This is a genomic window from Acidovorax sp., from assembly GCF_046294525.1.
GTDB lineage: Bacteria > Pseudomonadota > Gammaproteobacteria > Burkholderiales > Burkholderiaceae_C > Acidovorax.
This window is the reverse complement of the sequence record NZ_JBKBKQ010000008.1, coordinates 24,045-42,981: the sequence shown is the minus strand read 5'-3', so window position 1 is coordinate 42,981 and position 18,937 is coordinate 24,045. Positions and strand designations below refer to the sequence as shown.

Sequence of the window (18,937 nt, the reverse complement as noted above, 5' to 3'; positions counted from 1 at the left end):
CGATCAGCGGTTAAAAGAGCCGCGAGGACCGCCCGACCCACGAGGCCCGTTGCCCCGGCCACCACCGCCACCCGATCCGCCATAGCCGCCACCTCCAGAGTTTCCGCCACGGTAACCACCACCGCCGCCGCGGCGACCGCGCTCAGTCATGCTGTCCACGCTGGTGCGCATTGGGTCCGGCTGGCCTCCGCCGTGGGTCGAACTGCGGTGGCCTGGGTTGCTGTGGCCAGTATGGGTGCCCAGGTGTGCATTGGCACGTGGGGGCTGGGCATCGTCATAGCGGTGGTGCCCACCGCCGCCACCTTCCTGGCGTGGGCCCCGGCCGCGGCCGGGTGCTGGCTGCTGCTGTGCGTTGCCGCCGCGCGCCGCGCCGCCCCCCTGGCCGCCACGGCCACCACCGGCCGCGCCCTGCGGGCCGCGCCCGCCTGAGCGTCCGCCACCACCACTGTTGCTACCACCATTGGCCTGGCGGGGGCCGCGATCGCCCTGGCCACCGCCTTGCGCCGCCTTGTTGGTGCGGATGCGCTCCATCATCTCGCTGCGGGCGGCCTTGGCGGCAGCCTGCATCACTTCGCGGCTCGGCGGCTTGCCAGCGCCGCCCCAGATGGTCTGGCGGCCCATGGCGATGGGCTCGGCCTTCTCTCCGGGCTCGGGGCCGAAGCCTTCGATGACCTGCACGGGGATCTGCTGCTTGGTGAAGCGCTCGATCTCCATCATGAAGCCTTCTTCGTCCATGCAGACCAGGCTCACGGCTTCACCGGTCGCGCCGGCGCGGCCAGTGCGGCCGATGCGGTGCACATAGTCTTCCGAGACGTTGGGGATTTCGTAGTTCACGACATGGGGCAGGTCGTCGATGTCGATGCCGCGTGCTGCGATGTCGGTCGCCACCAGGGCGCGGATGTCACCGCTCTTGAAGCCTGCCAGGGCCTGCGTGCGGGCGCTCTGGCTTTTGTTGCCGTGCAGGGCCATGGCCGAGACGCCGTTCTTGGTCAGGAACTCGGCCACGTTGTTGGCGCCGAACTTGGTGCGGGTGAACACCAGCACCTGGCTCCAGTTGTGCTGCTGGATGATGTGCAGCAGTACCTGCTTCTTCTTGCCACGGCCCACGGGGTGGATCACCTGGGTGATGCGCTGCACCGTGGTGTTGCGGGGGGTGACCTGGATGCTTTGCGGGTTCTTGAGCAGGGTGTTGGCCAGATCGCGGATCTCGTCGCTGAAGGTGGCGGAGAACAGCAGGCTCTGCTTGTCCTTGGGCACCAGGGCCAGCACCTTCTTCACGTCGTGGATGAAGCCCATGTCCAGCATGCGGTCGGCTTCATCGAGCACCAGTACTTCCACGGTGGAAAGGTCCAGGAAGCCCTGCTGCTGCAGGTCCAGCAGGCGGCCCGGGGTCGCCACCAGGATGTCCACACCGCGCTTGATGCGGTCGATCTGCGGGTTCATGCCCACCCCGCCGAAGACGACGGTGGAGTTGATGTCCAAGTATTTCCCGTACTCGCGTACGGATTCTTCCACCTGGGCGGCCAACTCGCGAGTGGGAGTCAGCACCAGAGCGCGGATACCCTTGCCGCCGAACTTGTTCTTTGGGGCTATGCCTTGCGAGAGGCGGTGCAGCATGGGCAGGGTGAACGCTGCGGTCTTGCCGGTACCCGTCTGCGCGCCAGCCAGAAGGTCGTGGCCTTCCAGAACGGCGGGGATGGCCTGGGCCTGGATGGGGGTGGGCGTCTCATAGCCCGTTTCATGCACGGCCTTCAGGATGGCAGGGGCCAGGTTCAGTTCGTCAAATGTCATGTCGTCGGATACGCCCGTCCGGGGCGCTGGGTATCGGCCTGTCGTACAACCGGGGGTTGCCGAGCCAGTCTCAGGCTGATGAGGTTCAGGGGTGGGAGCCGGGAAGCAGGGTGCTTCTTTTGTCCCCAGCAGTGTGCTGATGCAACGGGCAACTGGAGCCCATCACGGGGCGTATTGTCGCATGGCCCGATAATCTCGGTTTGCACGCAGAATTTCTGCTCACTTCCCCGCAGGTTAGAGACTCCAATGGCCCAATACGTTTATTCGATGAATCGCGTCTCCAAGACCGTGCCGCCCAAGCGGCAGATCTTGAAGGACATCTCCCTCAGCTTTTTCCCCGGCGCCAAGATTGGTGTGCTGGGCCTGAACGGCTCGGGCAAATCCACCCTGCTCAAGATCATGGCCGGCGTGGACAAGGAAATCGAAGGCGAAGCCATCCCCATGCCCGGGATCAAGATTGGCTACCTGCCGCAGGAGCCACAACTCAACAACGAGCACACCGTGCGCGAGAGCGTGGAAGAGGCCATGGGCGAGGTCTTCGCCGCCAAGGCCAAGCTTGAAGAGGTGTATGCCGCCTATGCCGAGCCCGATGCCGACTTCGACGCCTTGGCCGCAGAGCAGGCCCGCCTGGAGGCCATCATCGCCACGGCCGGTACCGACTCCGAGCACCAGCTCGAAATCGCGGCCGACGCGCTGCGCCTGCCTCCCTGGGACGCCAAGATTGGCCTGCTGTCCGGCGGTGAAAAGCGCCGCATCGCCCTGTGCCGCCTGCTGCTGTCCAAGCCCGACATGCTGTTGCTCGACGAGCCCACCAACCACTTGGACGCTGAGTCCGTGGACTGGCTGGAGCAGTTCCTGCACCGCTTCCCAGGCACCGTGGTGGCAATCACCCACGACCGCTACTTCCTCGACAACGCGGCAGAATGGATTCTGGAACTGGACCGGGGCCACGGCATTCCCTACAAGGGTAACTACAGCACCTGGCTGGACCAGAAGCAGGCCCGCCTGGAGTCCGAGCAAAAGGGCGAGGAAGCCCGCGCCAAGGCCCTGAAAAAGGAACTGGAGTGGGTGCGCCAGAACGCCAAGGGCCGCCAGGCCAAGAGCAAGGCGCGCATTGCCCGCTTCGAGGAACTCTCCGACTACGAATACCAAAAGCGCAACGAAACGCAGGAAATCTTCATTCCTGTGGCGGACCGCCTGGGCACGCAGGTCATCGAGTTCAAGAACGTCACCAAATCTTTCGGCGACCGCGTGCTCATCGACAACCTGTCCATGAACATCCCGGCCGGCGCTATCGTCGGCATCATCGGCCCGAACGGTGCCGGCAAATCGACGCTGTTCAAGCTGATTGCTGGCCGTGAGAAACCGGATAGCGGAGAGGTGATCATCGGCTCCACCGTGAAAATGGCATTTGTGGACCAGCACCGCGATGCCCTTTCGGACGAAAAGACCGTTTGGGAAGACATCTCCGGGGGCCTGGACATGATCAACATTGGCAAGTTCACCATGGCCAGCCGGGCCTATGCCGGCCGCTTCAACTTCAACGGTGGCGACCAGCAGAAGAAGGTGGGCATGCTCTCCGGTGGCGAGCGCGGCCGGCTTCACCTTGCCAAAACGCTGATCGCTGGTGGCAATGTGCTGCTGCTGGACGAACCCTCCAACGACCTGGACGTTGAAACCTTGCGTGCCCTGGAAGACGCGCTGCTGGAATACGCTGGCACCGTGTTGGTAATCAGCCACGACCGCTGGTTCCTGGACCGGATCGCCACCCACATCCTGGCGGCCGAAGGTGACAGCCAGTGGACCTTCTTTGACGGCAATTACCAGGAGTACGAAGCCGACAAGAAGAAGCGTCTGGGCGAGGAGGGCGCCAAGCCCAAACGCATGCGCTACAAGGCGCTCAAATAAGGCGCCAGGTCAAGTAGCATTGCAACTGGAAGTTTTTTCGTTTCCATCCCCACCATGTCCCAGACAGCGCTTCGATCGAGAACCGTTTTCCGCGCCTGCGTTGTCAATGCCGTTCGAGGCGGCGAGGCGCTGATGGGGCAGCTCGTCAAAGTCACCCAGGCGGCCTTGACGGAGGAGGAGTCGAGCAACCGCAACATCCAGCAGCGCAACCTGATCAGCGACAGCCTGCGCCTGCTCAACCAGCACGAGGCGGCGCTGGTCAAGGGCTATTCGATGGCCTTGCTGGAAATCTTTGCCGAAGGGCCGTCCATCGCCAAGGGACGGGCTGCCGAAGACACCGGTATGGATTTTGGCGAACTCTCGCTCATGGACGAGAGCGAAATGCAGGCCCAGGTGGAGCTGTCCAAAGCCCAGCAGTCTGCATTGCATGCCACCGATGCCGTGCTGGCTGAACTCAACACACTGGTGAGCGCCGCCCAGGGCCTGCGCAGCGTGCAGCCCGAACGCAACCCCCTGCGACCCGAAAGCTACATTCGCGCCTTGCAGCAAGTGGTGGGCGAAACCGGCGTCTCCCCCGAGGTGCGCCAATTGTGGATGCAGCACATGCGCGACCTGCTGGGCAAGCTGCTGGTGGACGAGTACAAGAAAACCGCCGCGAGCCTGCGCGAACACGGGGTACAGCCGGTGGGCTATGCCGTGCTGGGCACGCCCGGCGGTGGTGGCGGCGGGCGCGGTGGCGCAGCTGGCACGGGCTACGGTGGCACGGGGTATGGGGGAGGCTACGGCGGCTCTGGCGGCCCGGGCACGGGCTACGGCAGCGGGTACTCTGGGTACGGTCACTCAGTGAACGGGCCCATGGGCGACTATGGCAACACGGGTTACGGGCGCAGCAGCATGGGCCCGGGCACGGGCTGGAATGGCGATTCTCAGCAGGGCATGATGGCGCCGGCTGCCGAAGAGGCGTTGCTGACGGTAGGCATTCTGCGCCAGATGCTTGCTGGCGGGGATCCGTTCGACCCCCGCTCCTACGCCGGCGTGCCGGCTGGCGGTGCACCCGTGCAACAGGTGCCTGTGGGCGCCACACCCATGGCCGGCCAGCCCGGGTGGGTAGATCCGCGCGGGGCTGGCGGCGGGTATTTTCCTGGCGGCGCTGCGGCGGCCGAGGCTATTGAAGACATGGCCCAGCTCGAACGGCTGGTGGGCCGGCTAGCGGGCGGTGCGTCCTCCAGCCAGCCGGGGTCTTTGCCTGGCCCGTTGTCTGCCTGGCGCGGGCCGGGCGTGGCGCCCGTGGTCTACGCCACCATGCCCATGGAAGGCGCGACCCAGTCCACTGCTGTCGCTATGGAGGTGGTGGGCCGCATGATGTTCAACATCGCCCAGGACACGCGTCTGTTGCCCCAGGTGCAGAAGGCGGTGGCCAGCCTGGAGCCTCCGCTCAAGCAACTGGTACAGCACGATGGGCGGTTTTTTACCGATGGCGCGCACCCGGCCCGTCGCTTGCTGGACGAGCTGACTCAGCGCAGCCTGGCCTTTACTGCGGAAACCGCCCCCGGCTTCAGCAGCTTCATGCGCCTGGTGACCGGGGCGGTGGAGCATCTCAAAGCCAGCGACATCAAGGACGCCGGGCCTTTTGACACGGTGCTCAAGGCCCTGCAGTCGGCGTGGGACACCCAGGAACAAAAGATCAAGGCCCACCAGGAGGCGCAGCAAAAAGCGCTTTTGCAGGCAGAGCAGCGCGAACTGCTGGCCGAGAAGGTGGCTGCCGACATTCGCAAGCTGCCCGACGTGGGCAAGGTGCCGGCCGACATTCTGGACTTTGCTGCGGGCCCCTGGGCCGATGTGGTCGCCCTGGCCCAGGTGATGAAGCCAGCGGATTCGAAAGACGAAGACCCCGGAGGTTTTCTTGCATTGGTCCCTGTGCTCCTGTGGAGCGCTCAGCCGGATCTGACCCGGCACGAGCCTGACCGTCTCAACGACTCTATTCCCAGCCTGCTGGCCAAGCTGCGCAAGGGCCTCAAGACCATCAACTACCCGCCGGCCCAGACCAGCGCCCTGTTGCAGCGGCTGGTGGGTTTGCACCAGGCAGCTTTTGAGAAGCCGGCTCCGGCGCCCAAGCCCGCCAAGGTGCCAGAACCCGAGCCTGCAGCAGAGACCGCGGCAGCTCCCGTCCCAGAACCTGCGGCTGCAGCGCCTGTCGTGGATGAGCCCGCCGCGCCGGTGGTGGCTGACGTGCCGCAGAGTCTGCCCGTAGCGGCGCCAGAACCCGAGCCGGCACCTGATCCTTATGCGGATTTCAAGATTGGCGCCTGGGTGGAGCTGGTCACCAACGGCCGCGTGGTGCGCACCCAGCTGACGTGGGCCAGCCCGCATGGCACGCTGTTCCTTTTTACAGCGCCCGACGCGAGCACGCAGTCCATGACGCGGCGCATGCGCGACAAGCTGGCTAACGAAGGGTCTTTGCGCGTGGTGCCCCCTGCCAAGCCCGCCACGGCCCGTGCGCTGAATGACGTGGCCACGGCGGCGACCCGCAGCAGCAATTCGGGAGACGCCAAGCCGTCCGGCGCCCGCGCCTCGTCGTCCAAGATGGCGCCATTGTCCAAAGCGGCACCCTGGTCGTCGTCTTCGTCGTCCTCTGCAGGTTCCAAGGCCATCAAGAACCGTTGAAAGCTGGGGTGGCGACGGTGCCTCGCTCAGGCCCGCAGCAGTTTTTTGCGAACCAGATGGATGTGGTTTCGCAGTGCGTACAGCTCGTCCGCATACGACAAGGGCACGCTGACTTTTTCCGCCTGCGATTCAAGCGCATCCAATGCCTTGAGTAGCTCACCGGGCTCGGCCTTGCCGGATTCCATGTCGTCCTCAATCTCCCGCAGCCGCCCGTACCAGCGGAAGACGCGCGAGCGCACGCGGAACTGGTACAGCGGTGGCACGATGCGCGACAGCGGCAGCATGACTGCGAGCAGGATGCCCAGCACCAGCCACATGCGCTCCACCAGATTCGCAATCCAGAACGGCAGATAGCGCTGCAGCAGCGGTACGGACTCGTTGATGGCGCGTTCGCCCTCTTTGGCAATCGGCACTTCGCTGTGGCGCGTGCTGGGAAACTCCCGGGCGCGATTGAACCAACCCGCCCCGCTGTGCAGCCGCTGGGCGTTCTGGGCAAACAAAGTGAGCAGGGCCGGGTGTGTGCCCTCGCGCGCCAGCAGCGACGTGGTGGACGCCACCAAGCGCACGTCCCGTTCAGGAACGTTGGCCGCCAGATCCACCACCCCGCGAGGCAGCGTCACGGGGGTCAGGAAGGGAAACCGGCGCGCATAGGCCTCATGCTGCGCAAAGTCCATCAGCTGCACACCGGGTGTCTGCAGCAGCATCTGCACCATCAGGGACTCGGGGGCTGACGCAAACACCAGGGCGTCCAGCCGGCCTGCCAGAAACTCCACGGTGGCTGGGGTCTGCTCCAGCCTCGACACGCTCACCTGGTCGGGCTCCACGCGGTTGGCTTCCAGCAGGCGGTCCATCAGCGTAGGAACGCCACTGCCTGCAGTGCCCACGTTCACCCGCAAGCCCTTCAGCTGCGGAATACCCTCCAGCCGGGCTTGGCCTCGTTGGGGCATGGATGGGCTCGCTGGCGCTTGCCGCAACGCGGCGTCGCTGCGGTAGAAAAGCCATATCGGCTCCACAAACAGGCTGCCCAGCGACACCAGCTCCTCCCCGTCTTCGGGGCGCAACTCCGCCGTGCCGCCCTGCACAAAAGCCACATCGACCTTGCCTTGACGCAACAGCTCCAGGTTGTGGGACGAGCCTTCGCTGGGCAGCAGCACCACCTCGATGCCATCTGCCGCCAGGGCGGCCTTGTAGCGCCGGCCAAACTCCTCGTAGGCACTTTGGGCCGGCCCCGTGGCCAGGACGACGGTCTTGGGCGGATTGGGATTGAGCCACCAGTAAGCCAGCACCAGCAGTCCCACCGCCAGAAAGGCCAGGGGGCCTGCCGACACGATGAGGTCACGCAGGGAAAGCAGGGTGTTGCGAAAGGCCTGGGGCATGGGGCAAGGATGGATTCAAATGCGCGGGCGAATTATCCCCGTGCACTGCGTGCTACCTGGCACCACTGCGCAATCGCATGCTGGCCTTTTGGTGCAGCCGCGCTCTTGTTGTTGCACTGGTGGTCAAACAAGATCTGATGCACAGGGCAGGTGTAGCCCCTCTGCCGTGGTGATGGTGCGGGCCGCGCGTGCAGCACGGGCGGTGGCGATGGCAGTGGCCTCGGCCGCCATGGTGGCCAGCACCATCATGCCCAGGCTCTTGCCGCTGCGGCCCGTGCCCAGGCTGAAGAGGGTGTCGCCGTCGGACATGGTGTGCACCGGGTTGATGCTGCGCGCCAGGCCATCGTGTGCGGCCACGGCCAGGCGGTGGGCCTGCACCTTGGTGATGACGGCATCGGTGGCCACCACGCCAATGGTGGTGTTGGTGCCCGCCAGCAGCGGCTGGGGCGGGTCGCCGCGCAGCAGGGCGCGGCGCGTGTCGCGCAGGCGCAGGCCGTCGTCGGTGCGGGCCCCGGCGATGACTTGCGCGGTATCAGGGTCGATCACATCGCCCAGTGCATTGCAGGCGATGAGGGCGCCCACCGTGACGCCGTCCACGGTGACGGACGCCGTGCCAATGCCGCCCTTCATGGCGCGCTGGATGCCGAAAATCTTGCCCAGGGCCGCGCCGGTGCCCGCGCCCACGTTGCCTTCGGCGGGGTCAGCGGAGGAGGCGGCCTCGCACGCCGCATAGCCTGCTGCCGCATCGGGGCGCACGCGCATGTCGCCTACCAGCAGGTCGAATAGCACGGCGGCGGGCACGATGGGCAGGCGGCCCACGGCCACGTCAAAGCCCACGCCGCGCTCTTCGAGCCAGCGCACGGCGCCTGTGGCGGCGTCCAGCCCCCAGGCGCTGCCTCCGGCCAGCATGATGGCGTGCACCTGGTCCACCAGGTTGGAGGGGTGCAGCAGGTCCGTCTCGCGTGTGCCGGGGGCGGCGCCGCGCACATCCACGCCGGCCACGGCGCCTTCGCGGGTGATGATGACGGTGCAGCCCGTGGGGCGGCGGGTTTCGGTGAAGTGGCCGACCTCGATGCCGGCCACGCGGGTGATGCTGCCAGCGTCGCCAGCCAGTGCGTTGGAGGAACTCATGGCCGTTGATTATGGTGCCCGGGCGCAGTGCCCTGCTTGCGCAGCATCAGTGGCCTGATGCTGCGTTTGGAACCGCATCAGGGCGCTTTCTCAATCTGTTGGACGTGGTAGGCGCCGTTGACCTGCTCGGCCCGGAAACGCACCTTGTCACCCGGTTTCAGATCGCCCACCACGCTGGCGTCCGCCACGCGGAACACCATGGTCATGGGCGGCATCTCCAGGTTCTTGATCTCGCCGTGCTTCAGCGTGAGGCGCAGGGTGCGCGGGTCCCAGCGGGTGATTTCGCCTTCGCTCAGCTCTGCTTGTGGTGCGGGTGCTGCGGTGGCTGCAGGGTGGTGGCTGCTGTGGCTGTCCGATGCGTTTGCGGCCGGGGCTTGCGCCAGCGCGGGCCCTGCGGCCAGCAGAACCAGGCTGGCCGCCAGCGGGATGGAGAGAAGTGCCTTCTTCATGTCGATGCCTTCTTGTTATAGCTGTTGAACACGCGCGTGCTGCCGTCGTGGGCCACCAGCAGCACGTCGTACGGGTCGCGCCGGTCGCCATACACGGCGCCGTCCATGCCCGGGGATCCCACGGGCATGCCCGGCACCGCCAGGCCCAGTGCCTTGGGTTTCTGCTGCAGCAGCTTGCGCACGTCGCTGGCGGGCACATGGCCTTCGACCACATAGCCGCCGACCAGCGCGGTGTGGCATGAACCCAGTTTTTGCGGCAGGCCCAGGCGGGCGCGCACCGCGTTGTTGCCGGTGGCGTGCACCTTCACGGCAAAGCCGTTGGCCTGCATGTGGTCCACCCAGTCCTGGCAGCAGCCGCAGTTCGGATCTTTCCAGACCTCGACGGGCGTGGTGGCCGGCGTGCCTTGGGCGGCGCGGGCGGTGGCGGGCAGCAGGGCGATGGCCAGGCCCGCGCCCGCCACGGGCAGGGCGGCGGCCAGCCATTGGCGTCGGGTGGGCTGGGCAGGCGTGGTGCGTGGTGAGGGTGTCATGGTGTTGCTCCTGCGTGGATGGGTGCGGGTCATGGTTTGCGCGGGCGAACGGTGATGGTGCCCGTCATGCCCGCCTGGTAGTGGCCCGCGATCAGGCAGGCAAAGTCGAACTGGCCCGCGCGGTTGAACTGCCACACGATGTCGCCCTTCTTGCCCGCGCCCACATGGGCCATGTAGGGCTCGTCGTGTTCCATGCCGGGGTGCTTGACCATCATCTCGGCGTGCGCGTCCAGCTCGGCCTTGGTGCCGATCACGATCTCGTGCAGCACCTGGCCCTTGTTCTCCGCGCGCAGCCGCACGGTCTCGCCCTCACGCACTTCGATGTGGCGGGGCGTGAAGCGCATGTCGTCCGTCATGCGGATGGTGATGGTGCGGGCCACGGCCTGGGTGTCGCCTGCTATGCCCCAAGGCTTTTGTTCCTTCACCACCGGGGCATTGCGGTTGTGATGGGGCATGTTTTCATGACCAAAAGAGGCGTTTCCGCCCGCTAGTAAAGCGCAAATAGCTATCAATTTAATAGTATTCATGGTGTGTCCTGTCTCAGTGCTGGTGGCCGCTGGCGGCGGGTTTGCGGGCGCTGGCCGCGCCGGGGGCGGTGCCTGGCGTGGTGGTGCGCGCGGGGCGGGGTGTGCTGGCCGGTGCGCCCTGCCATTCGTAGGCCTGCGTGCCCGGTGGCTGGGTGTAGTCGCCGGGGTCGCGGTAGTCGCCTGCCGCCAGCCCCGCACGCACCTTGAAGGTGGTGAACATGCCGCCCATCTCCAGCGGGCCATAGGGGCCGGTGCCGGTCATCATGGGGAAGGTGTTGTCGGGCAGGGGCATCTCCATGGCACCCATGTCGGCCATGCCGCGCTCGCCCATCACCATGTAGTCGGGCACGATCTTCTGGATCTTGCCGACCAGGCCCCGGTGATCCACGCCGATCATGGTGGGCACATCGTGCCCCATGGCGCCCATGGTGTGGTGGCTCTTGTGGCAGTGCAGGGCCCAGTCGCCGGGCTCGTCGGCCATCAGCTCGATCTGCCGCATCTGGCCCACGGCCACATCGGTGGTCACCTCCGGCCAGCGCGCGCTTTTGGGCACGGGGCCGCCGTCGGTGCCGGTCACCTCGAACTCATGGCCGTGGATGTGGATGGGGTGGTTGGTCATGGTGAGGTTGCCCACGCGGATGCGCACGCGCTCGCCCTGGCGCGCCACCAGCGGGCTGATGGCTGGGAACACGCGGCTGTTCCAGCACCAGATGTTGTGGTCCAGCATGGTGTTGACCTTGGGGGTCATGCTGCCGGGCTCCACATCGAAGGCGTTGAGCAAAAACGCGTAGTCGCGCTGCACGGTGGCAATCTGCGGGTGGCTGGCCTTGGGGTGGGTGATCCACAGGCCCATCATGCCCATGGCCATCTGCACCATCTCGTCGGCATGCGGGTGGTACATGAAGGTGCCGGGGCGGCGCGCCACGAACTCGTACACAAAGGTCTTGCCCGGTGGAATCGCCGGCTGGTTGAGCCCGCCCACGCCGTCCATGCCGTTGGGCAGGCGCTGGCCATGCCAGTGGATGGTCGTGTGCTCGGGCAGGCGGTTGGTGACGAAGATGCGCACGCGGTCGCCCTCAACCACCTCGATCGTGGGGCCAGGGCTCTGGCCGTTGTAGCCCCACATGTTGACCAGGAAGCCGGGCGCCACCTCGCGCACCACGGGCTCGGCCACCAGGTGGAATTCCTTGACGCCTGCATTCATGCGCCAGGGCGCGGTCCAGCCGTTCAACGTGACCACGGGGTTGTAGGGGCGGCCCGTGGGCGGGTGCAGCGGCGGCGCGGTGTCGGCGCTGGACTGCATCGCAGGCTCGGGCAGTGCGGCCAGGGCCACGCGGCTGACGGAGGCGGCAGCCACGGCCGTGGCGGCGCCGGAGAAGAAATTGCGGCGGTTCATGTCAGTGGCCTTGTGGGGTGGTGGAGGCGGCGGCGCCGGAGGTGAGGCCCTGCAGTGCGCCGGGAGAGGTTCCCGTTAGCGCAAGTTGCAGGTCGGTCTCCGCCAGCCAGAAGTCGCGTTGCGCTTCGATGGCGTTGGCCACGGCCTGGGTGCTGGTGCGCGCTTCAGCCAGCATGTCCCACACGCTGGCCAGCATGCCGTTGTAGCGCAGCGTGGTTTCCTGGGCGATGAACTGGCGCAGGGGCACGACCTCGCTCTGCTGCTGGCGCGCCAGGTCGAGTGCGGTGCGGTAGGTGAGCCAGGCGGCGCGCACCTCGCTGCGGGCGCGCACGGCGGTGTCCTGCAGCTGGGCGGCGCTTTGTTCCACCTCGGCCTGCGCGCGGGTGCGTGCGGCGCCGCCCCAGTCGAACAGGGGCAGGGGCAGCTCAAGCTCCCAGCCCCGGGTGATTTCGCGGTGGCCGCTGTCACGCTCGGTGGCGGTGTTGCGGCTGTACGCCAGGCCGATGTCGCCAAACACCGCGCCCGCGCGGCTCCAGCCCTGGCGCACGGCCTGGGTGTCGAGCTGGCGGCGAGCGGCTTGCACGTCCAGCCGCTCGCGCAGGGCGGTGGCTTCAATGCCGTCTACGGGCAGCGCGCTGGCGGGCAGCGGCGGCAGCTGGGCGGCCAACTGGTACTGCGTTTGCACGCCCCACAGGCCGAGGCGGCGGTGGAGCTCCTCGCGCGCGGTGGCGGCAGCCAGGCGGGCGCGGGCGTGTTGGCTGCGGGCGTCGTGCAGCGTGGCCTGTTCGCGGGCCTGCCGCAGGCGGCTCCAGTTGCCCACCTGCACCATGCGGCGGGCCAGCTCGGCACCGGCCTCGGCGGCTTCCACCATGCGCCCATGCGTGGCGGCCACCTGTTCGGCCGCCACGGCACGCAGCCAGGCGCGGCGCGTGTCGGCGGCCAGCAGCACCACGTCCTGCGCGGCTTGCAGCGTGGCGATCTGCAGGCGCTCGGACTGGCGTTCGGCACGCCAGGGCAGGGTGATGAGGTCCAGCAGGCCAAAGGCCAGGGTGCGTTCGATCTCCCGCTCGTGGCTGTTGGCAAAGCGTCCCAGGCTCAGGTGCGGGTTGGGCAGGGTGATGGCCTGCACCCGTTCGGCATCGGCCACGCCCAGCGCGGCCAGGCGGGCCTGCAGGCCGGGGCTGTTCAGCAGCGCAATGCGCACGGCTGCATCTTGCGAGAGGGGCTGGGCCAGCCAGTCTTCGATGGATTGCTGCGCTGTGGCGCGGGCAGTGGGGTCGGTGGCGGGCAGGGCTGCCTGCACGCCACCGGTGCGGCCCTGGGTGAGCGCGGCCACGTCACTGCGCAGGCCGTCGGGCGACACGCTGGCGCAGCCGGCGAGAACCAATGCCGTAGCCAATGCGGAAAGACGTTGCACGCGCTTCATGGCTTGCTCCCGTGCATGCGCATGTGCTGGTGGTCTCCGTTGTGGCTGCCTGCACCGTGCGGACGCTGATGGCTGTTGTGGTCCTGAGATTGCGAATGCATGGGCTGGGCCGCAGTGGCGGCAGTGCCCTCATGCGCACGCTGCTGCTTTTCCCACGCCACGATGTCGGCGTGGCCACGCGGGAACTGACCCACGCCGTCGTTTGCACCTCGCCAGGCCTGCCCTGTGGGCAGTTCGGCCAGCGCATGGGGCGCCGTTGGCGCCGGATGCACCAGCGGAACTGTGGCTGCGGCAGGCTCGGCGGCGTCGATAGCCCATTGGGCTTGTAGGGGACTTTGGGCCAGGGTAGAGGGTGGCGCCACAAGGTTTGTGAGAAGGGCAAGACAGGCCAGCCCGCGGCGCGTGAGCAGCAGGCGTGAAGCCGGGGAAAAACAAGGGAAGCGCATGGCGATCTCCAGACAGGAATAACTCGGGCGATGCGCTGCAGCTGGCGCACCCGGTGGGGGCGCGCCAGGACTGCAGACGCACTTCGGGCGTCGGAGATCAGGCGATGGGGGGTTTGATGGCCAGTGCCGCCAGTGCACTGTGAAACAGCGCGGAGGTCAGCGCGCGCAGGGGTCCGGGCGGCTGCAGGGGCGGGGTCCACACACTGAGTACGTCCAGCATGGCCGAATGGCAGATTTCGCATGCTGAGCAAGTCTCTGCATGGTGCCCGGGCGAGCCGCAATCGCCGCCGCTGCTGTTGTCGCAGGCTGTGGCATGCATGGGCGTGACAGCTGCGTGTTGGCCGTGCCCAACGTGCCCGTGATGTTCGTGTTTCTCCTGCTGCGCATGGCTGCCGTCCGCCGCGGCGGTCTGGGCGTGGAGATGGCTGCTGTGCGTGCCGCCGGCCTGTGGCAGCGCCGGGGGCATTACCCCGGCCGCCATGGCGGTACCCATCAGTCCGCGCAGGACCAGCACCACCATCAGAAGCATTGAAAGCGCACGACGCATCCCGCAATGATACGGGGCAGCTGCGCCGAGTTCCAGGCTCTTCGGTATTTGGTGGTTTCAGGAACGTCCGCCCGCGTCCTATGGCAAACCCTGCGCCCAACAGCCGGCACGCCCCTTTGCCAGCGCAGTAGGCGGCGCTACCATGGGCGGCGCAGCGGTGCGGCCCATCACCGTTGTTCCTTCGTCAGTCCCCGCACCCTTTCGGAAAGGTCGGTCGGTATGCCGTCATGGCTTGCAGGCACCTGGAGCACCTTGTCCGCCCGCATCCGGTGGCTGATTCTGTTTGCGTCGTTGCCTGCCGTGGTATTGGTGGTGTACCAGTCGCGCGCGCACCGCGAGGATGCGATTGCTGCGGCGCAAGATCGCGCCAGGCACACCCTGCAGTCGGTGGCCGGCAACCAGCAGAGGCTGATTCAGGACACCCGCCAATTTCTCCAGAGGCTGGCAGCCATGCCGGCGGTGCATGACCCGGCCAGCCAGGCTTGCGGCCGCTACCTTGCCCAGGTGTTGCTGCTCAACACCACGTACGTGAACATCGGTGTGCCCCGGGCCGATGGCGAGTTGCTGTGCAACGCCCGGCCCCTGGCTGCGCCGGTCAACGTAGCCAATCGGCCGTACTTTCAACAGGCCATCTCTGGCCGCGATTTTTCAGTGGGCAGCTTCCAGATCGACCGCGCGGCGCAGGTGGCCAGCGTCAACTTTGCGTACCCTGTGGTGCCCCCGGCCAGAACGAAGTCGTGGGTGCGGCCGTCGCCGTGGTGTCGCTGGAATGGTGGAGCCTGCGCCTGACCGACCTGGGCTTGCCGCCGGGCGCCGTTGCCCGCGTCTCCGACCCCGACGGCCGCGTGATAGCGCTTTTCCCACCCGATGCGCAGGAGCTGGGAGCCCCGTTTGCCGATGGGGAATTTCGCGCCCTGTTGTTGCAAACCCCCAAGGGGCTGCGCCAGCGCAGCCAGGCCGACGGCACACGTGAACTGGTGGTGTTCGAGCCCCTGATCGAGGCCGGTGGGCGGCCTGTGGCCACCATGAGCCTGAGCGTACCGCTGGAAGACCTGTATGCCGAGGCCAACCGCCGTCTGTGGAGCGAGATGGGCTTTTTCCTGGCGGGCATTTTGTTGTCGCTCTTTCTCGCGCAGCAGGGAGTGCGGCGGGGCGTGGTGCATCCGCTGCGCCGCTTGCTGCAGGCCACGGACGAATTGGCGCAGGGGCGCTACGTATCGGCAGAGCCCGCACGCGGACCGCTGGAGCTGACCGAGTTGGGCCGCCGCTTCGACCAGATGGCGCGCACGCGCCAGGCCGCAGAGGCGCAGTTGCGACACAGCGAAGAGAACCTGTCCATCACCCTCCACTCCATAGGCGACGGCGTGATGGCCACCGATGCGCAGGGCTGTGTGACCCGCATGAACGCCGTGGCAGAGCGCATGACCGGCTGGCACTTGCATCAGGCGCGGGGTCGCCCGCTGGCGGAGGTGTTCCGCATCGTTAACGCCAGCACGCGCGAACCCATGGTCGACCCGGTGCAGATGGTGATGGCCAAGGGCCGCGTCGTGGGCCTGAGCAACCACACCACGCTGCTTGCCCGCGATGGCGCCGAGTACCAGATTGCCGACAGCGCCGCACGCATCCGCAACCCCCAGGGCCAAATCATGGGTGTGGTGCTGGTGTTCAGCGACGTGACCGAGGCGTACCGGGTGCGCAAGCAACTGGAGTTCAACGAGGCCCGGTTTCGCACGCTCACTGCGCTGTCGTCCGACTGGTATTGGGAGCAGGACGCGCAGTTCCGCCTGGCCCACATCGAAGGGCGAGATGGCGACCGCCTGGTGGAGGAAATGGCATTGCACAAGGGCATGCCCCGCTGGGAGCTGCCCGCGCCGGACGTGAGCGAAGCACGCTGGGACTCACACCGTGCCCAGTTGCAAAGCCACCAGGAGTTCCGCGATTTCGAGTTCCAGCGGGTGGACCGTGCCGGCCGGCCGTACTGGATCTCGATCAGCGGCACGCCGGTGTTCGACGAGCAGGGCGTGTTCTGCGGCTACCGCGGCGTGGGCAAGGACATCACGGCGCGCAAGCTGGACGAAGAAGAGCTGCGCATTGCTGCCATCGCCTTCGAGTCGCAGGAGGGGATGATGGTGACCGATCAGAACACCGTCATCCTGCGCACCAATCGCGCGTTCACGCGCATCACCGGCTACAGCGCGGAGGAGGCGCGCGGCCATCGCGCCAGCCTGCTGGCGTCGGGCCACCACGACAAGGCGTTCTTTGACGCCATGTGGCACAGCCTGAACACCACAGGCGAGTGGAAGGGCGAGATCTGGAACCGCTGCCACAACGCCGAGGTGAGCCTGCATTTCGTGGTGATCACGGCCGTCACCAGTGCACTAGGCACACGTACCCACTATGTGGCCACGCTCAGCGACATCACCCAGCGCGCCCAGGCCGCGCGGGAGATCGAGCACCTGGCTTTCTACGACCCGCTCACCCACTTGCCCAACCGCCGCCTGATGATGGACCGTCTGCAGCAGGCGGTTGCCACCAGTGCACGCACCGGCCGCCAAGGGGCGCTGTTGTGCCTGGACCTGGACCACTTCAAGACCCTGAACGACACCCTGGGCCATGACATGGGTGACCTGCTGCTGCAGCAGGTGGCGCAGCGCCTCGCGGCACGCCTGCGCGAGGGCGATACCGTGGCGCGCCTTGGAGGCGATGAGTTTCTGGTGCTCCTGGAGGACTTGGATGTGCTGGCCACGGACGCCGCCGAGCAGGCACAGGACGTGGGCGAGGCCATCCTCGCCGCTCTCAACCAGCCCTACCAGCTCGCGTCGCACCATGTGCACAGCACCACCAGCGTGGGGGCCGTGTTGTTCCGCGGGCAAAGCGAAAAGGTGGAAGACCTGGTCAAGCACGCCGACCTCGCCATGTACGCCGCCAAGACTGCCGGGCGCAACAGCATCCGCTTTTTCGATCCCATGATGCAGGCAGCTGTCACCATGCGAGCCGCACTCGAAAACGACCTGCGCACGGCCGTTGCCGAGCGGCAGTTCCTGCTGCACTACCAACTTCAGATCGGGGCGTCGGGCGATGGTGCACCCGGCCTGCGGATCGTCGGCGCCGAGGCTCTGATCCGCTGGCAGCACCCGGCGCGCGGCCTGGTGTCGCCGTTCGAATTCATCCCGCTGGCCGAAGAGACCGGGCTCATCGAGCCCATGGGCCTGTGGGTGCTGCAGACCGCCTGTGCCCAGCTGCGCCGTTGGCAGGACGACAGCGCCACCGCCCACCTGCACCTGGCCGTGAACGTGAGCGCGCGCCAGTTCCGTGAACGCGATTTTGTGAACCATGTGCGGCAAGTGTTGCGCGAAAGCGGTGCAAGGCCCAGCCAGCTCAAGCTGGAGCTGACCGAAAGCCTTGCGCTGGACAACGTGGACGACACCATCGCCAAGATGCAGGCGCTGCGAACGCTGGGGCTGCGCTTTTCGATGGATGACTTCGGCACCGGCCAGTCAGCATTGGCTTACCTCACACAGCTGCCGCTGGACCAGCTCAAGATCGACCAGAGCTTTGTGCGCAACATCGGCATCCAAAAGACGGACGCCCTCATCGTGCAGACCATCATCGGCATGGCGCAGAGCCTGGGGCTGGACGTGCTGGCCGAAGGCGTAGAGACCGAAGCGCAGCGCGCCTTCCTGGAGCACCACGGCTGCACGCTGTGGCAGGGCTACCTGTTCGGGCGGCCCGCACCCATCGAGGCACTGGAGCTTGTGCTGCGCCAGGGCTGGGTCGCCACAGCGCGCGCCGTGGTGGCGTAGCCGGGCGCGCGGTCAGACGGCCATGTACCGTCCAGGCCGGTGGTTCATGGCCAGTACCAGGTTCAGCGCCACAGCGCCCACAACCGACCAGGCCACGCGCAAGGGCTCCACCGTCCATAGCGCCAGCAGCACGATGCAGCAGTCCACGGCCATCTGCACCTTGCCAGCGCGCCAGCCGTAGCGGTCCTGCAGGTACAGCGCGGCAATGCCCACGCCGCCCAGGCTGCAGCGGTGGCGAAACAGCACAAGAAAGCCCGTACCCGTCACCAGCCCGCCCGCCACAGCCGCGTACAGCGGCTGCAGCTGGGCAAACTGCAGCCACTGGCCCTGCACCTCCGTGATCAGCGACAGCAGCAGCACGGCGGCAAAGGTCTTCACGGTGAAGGCGCGGCCCAGCTTGCGCAGCGCAAGCCAGTAAAAAGGCAGGTTAAGCACGAAGAAAATCTTGCCGAAGCCAATGCCCGTGGCGTAGTGGAGCAAAAACGCCAGCCCCGCCGTGCCGCCCGTCAGCAGCCCCGCCGCGCTGAAGAACGCCACGCCCATCGAGATGAGCAAGACGCCAGTGAAGATCGCAACCGCGTCTTCCGTGAGCGTGTGGGGAACTCCCACGGATGTGTCAACGGTGGCGGCAGCGGGCAGGGCGGCGGAAGCGGGTGGCGATGTCATGGCGGGAGTCAACCGGGGGATTCGGAAACGGGGCGATTGCAACACGCAAGCCCCGTGCCCGGCTTGTCCGCGGTCAAGGTCCGGGTGAAAAATCGCACCGTCGCACCGTCGCACCGTCGCACAGGTAGCGAGCGCTTTCAGATGTAACACCTGCGATGCGGCCTGACGGCAAAGGCGCCCGCCGATCCTGCGAAAATAGTCGGTTTTGCCCGTTCAGGCCTCAGTCCCTTGGACGCACGCTCGCAGGCTGTTGCGGGCCTCTTCATGACCGATGTAC

General features: G+C 66.8%; 16 protein-coding genes. 5 read left to right on the top strand and 11 right to left on the bottom strand.

Annotation, left to right across the window (positions count from 1 at the left end; translation table 11 throughout):
- Positions 1–3: 3 nt before the first annotated feature.
- Positions 4–1,791: a DEAD/DEAH box helicase gene (locus tag ACK4HJ_RS10000; protein ID WP_409830631.1), complete on the bottom strand. Its 1,788-nt coding sequence runs from the start codon at positions 1,789–1,791 to the stop codon at positions 4–6.
- 246 nt (positions 1,792–2,037) lie between these two features.
- On the opposite strand from ACK4HJ_RS10000, the gene ettA reads away from it, so the two are divergent.
- A complete protein-coding gene (gene ettA, locus ACK4HJ_RS09995) occupies positions 2,038–3,699 on the top strand; it encodes an energy-dependent translational throttle protein EttA (RefSeq protein ID WP_409830628.1) in 1,662 nt (553 codons plus the stop codon).
- 54 nt (positions 3,700–3,753) lie between these two features.
- Positions 3,754–6,363 (top strand): DUF1631 family protein, encoded by a 2,610-nt coding sequence (locus ACK4HJ_RS09990; protein WP_409830625.1) that lies wholly within the window; start codon positions 3,754–3,756, stop codon positions 6,361–6,363.
- Positions 6,364–6,389: 26 nt separating this feature from the next.
- Here the strand turns inward: ACK4HJ_RS09990 and ACK4HJ_RS09985 are convergent, their stop codons facing one another.
- The 9 genes from ACK4HJ_RS09985 to ACK4HJ_RS09945 all read right to left on the bottom strand — a co-directional run bounded on the left by ACK4HJ_RS09985 (position 6,390) and on the right by ACK4HJ_RS09945 (position 13,864).
- Positions 6,390–7,739, bottom strand: coding sequence for a TAXI family TRAP transporter solute-binding subunit (locus tag ACK4HJ_RS09985; protein WP_409830622.1), 1,350 nt, complete (start codon positions 7,737–7,739; stop codon positions 6,390–6,392).
- A gap of 123 nt (positions 7,740–7,862) precedes the next feature.
- Positions 7,863–8,870 carry a P1 family peptidase gene (locus tag ACK4HJ_RS09980; RefSeq protein ID WP_409830619.1) on the bottom strand — a complete coding sequence of 336 codons (1,008 nt, stop codon included), beginning with the start codon at positions 8,868–8,870 and terminating at the stop codon, positions 7,863–7,865.
- Positions 8,871–8,947: 77 nt separating this feature from the next.
- Positions 8,948–9,319, bottom strand: a complete 372-nt coding sequence (locus tag ACK4HJ_RS09975) for a copper-binding protein (protein WP_409830616.1) — start codon at positions 9,317–9,319, stop codon at positions 8,948–8,950.
- Positions 9,316–9,849: a DUF411 domain-containing protein gene (locus ACK4HJ_RS09970; protein WP_409830614.1), complete on the bottom strand. Its 534-nt coding sequence runs from the start codon at positions 9,847–9,849 to the stop codon at positions 9,316–9,318. Before ACK4HJ_RS09970 ends, ACK4HJ_RS09975 begins: the two co-directional genes overlap by 4 nt.
- Before the next feature lie 29 nt (positions 9,850–9,878).
- Positions 9,879–10,376: a plastocyanin/azurin family copper-binding protein gene (locus tag ACK4HJ_RS09965; protein ID WP_252658306.1), complete on the bottom strand. Its 498-nt coding sequence runs from the start codon at positions 10,374–10,376 to the stop codon at positions 9,879–9,881.
- A 13-nt stretch (positions 10,377–10,389) separates the two neighbouring features.
- Positions 10,390–11,772, bottom strand: a complete 1,383-nt coding sequence (locus ACK4HJ_RS09960; protein ID WP_409830610.1) for a multicopper oxidase family protein — start codon at positions 11,770–11,772, stop codon at positions 10,390–10,392.
- Position 11,773: 1 nt separating this feature from the next.
- Entirely contained in the window at positions 11,774–13,198 is a 1,425-nt protein-coding gene (locus ACK4HJ_RS09955) for a TolC family protein (RefSeq protein ID WP_409830608.1), read from the bottom strand.
- Positions 13,195–13,560: a hypothetical protein gene (locus tag ACK4HJ_RS09950; protein WP_409830605.1), complete on the bottom strand. Its 366-nt coding sequence runs from the start codon at positions 13,558–13,560 to the stop codon at positions 13,195–13,197. The genes ACK4HJ_RS09955 and ACK4HJ_RS09950 overlap by 4 nt, the downstream gene beginning before the upstream one ends.
- Before the next feature lie 181 nt (positions 13,561–13,741).
- Positions 13,742–13,864: a hypothetical protein gene (locus ACK4HJ_RS09945; RefSeq protein WP_409830602.1), complete on the bottom strand. Its 123-nt coding sequence runs from the start codon at positions 13,862–13,864 to the stop codon at positions 13,742–13,744.
- 93 nt (positions 13,865–13,957) lie between these two features.
- Here ACK4HJ_RS09945 and ACK4HJ_RS09940 point away from each other — a divergent pair, with 93 nt between their 5' ends.
- The 3 genes from ACK4HJ_RS09940 (at position 13,958) to ACK4HJ_RS09930 (ending at position 17,994) form a co-directional block, all read left to right on the top strand.
- Complete coding sequence (locus ACK4HJ_RS09940; RefSeq protein ID WP_409830599.1) at positions 13,958–14,176, top strand: hypothetical protein; 219 nt, start codon at positions 13,958–13,960, stop codon at positions 14,174–14,176.
- A 234-nt stretch (positions 14,177–14,410) separates the two neighbouring features.
- On the top strand, positions 14,411–14,980 hold the full coding sequence (locus tag ACK4HJ_RS09935) for a hypothetical protein (RefSeq protein WP_409830596.1): 570 nt from the start codon (positions 14,411–14,413) through the stop codon (positions 14,978–14,980).
- Positions 14,929–17,994: an EAL domain-containing protein gene (locus ACK4HJ_RS09930; protein WP_409830593.1), complete on the top strand. Its 3,066-nt coding sequence runs from the start codon at positions 14,929–14,931 to the stop codon at positions 17,992–17,994. The genes ACK4HJ_RS09935 and ACK4HJ_RS09930 overlap by 52 nt, the downstream gene beginning before the upstream one ends.
- A 12-nt stretch (positions 17,995–18,006) precedes the next feature.
- On the opposite strand, the gene ACK4HJ_RS09925 is transcribed toward ACK4HJ_RS09930, so the two are convergent.
- The gene (locus tag ACK4HJ_RS09925; protein ID WP_409830591.1) at positions 18,007–18,660 is read right to left on the bottom strand and encodes a YitT family protein; all 654 of its coding nucleotides are present in this window, start codon (positions 18,658–18,660) and stop codon (positions 18,007–18,009) included.
- Positions 18,661–18,937: the final 277 nt, after the last annotated feature.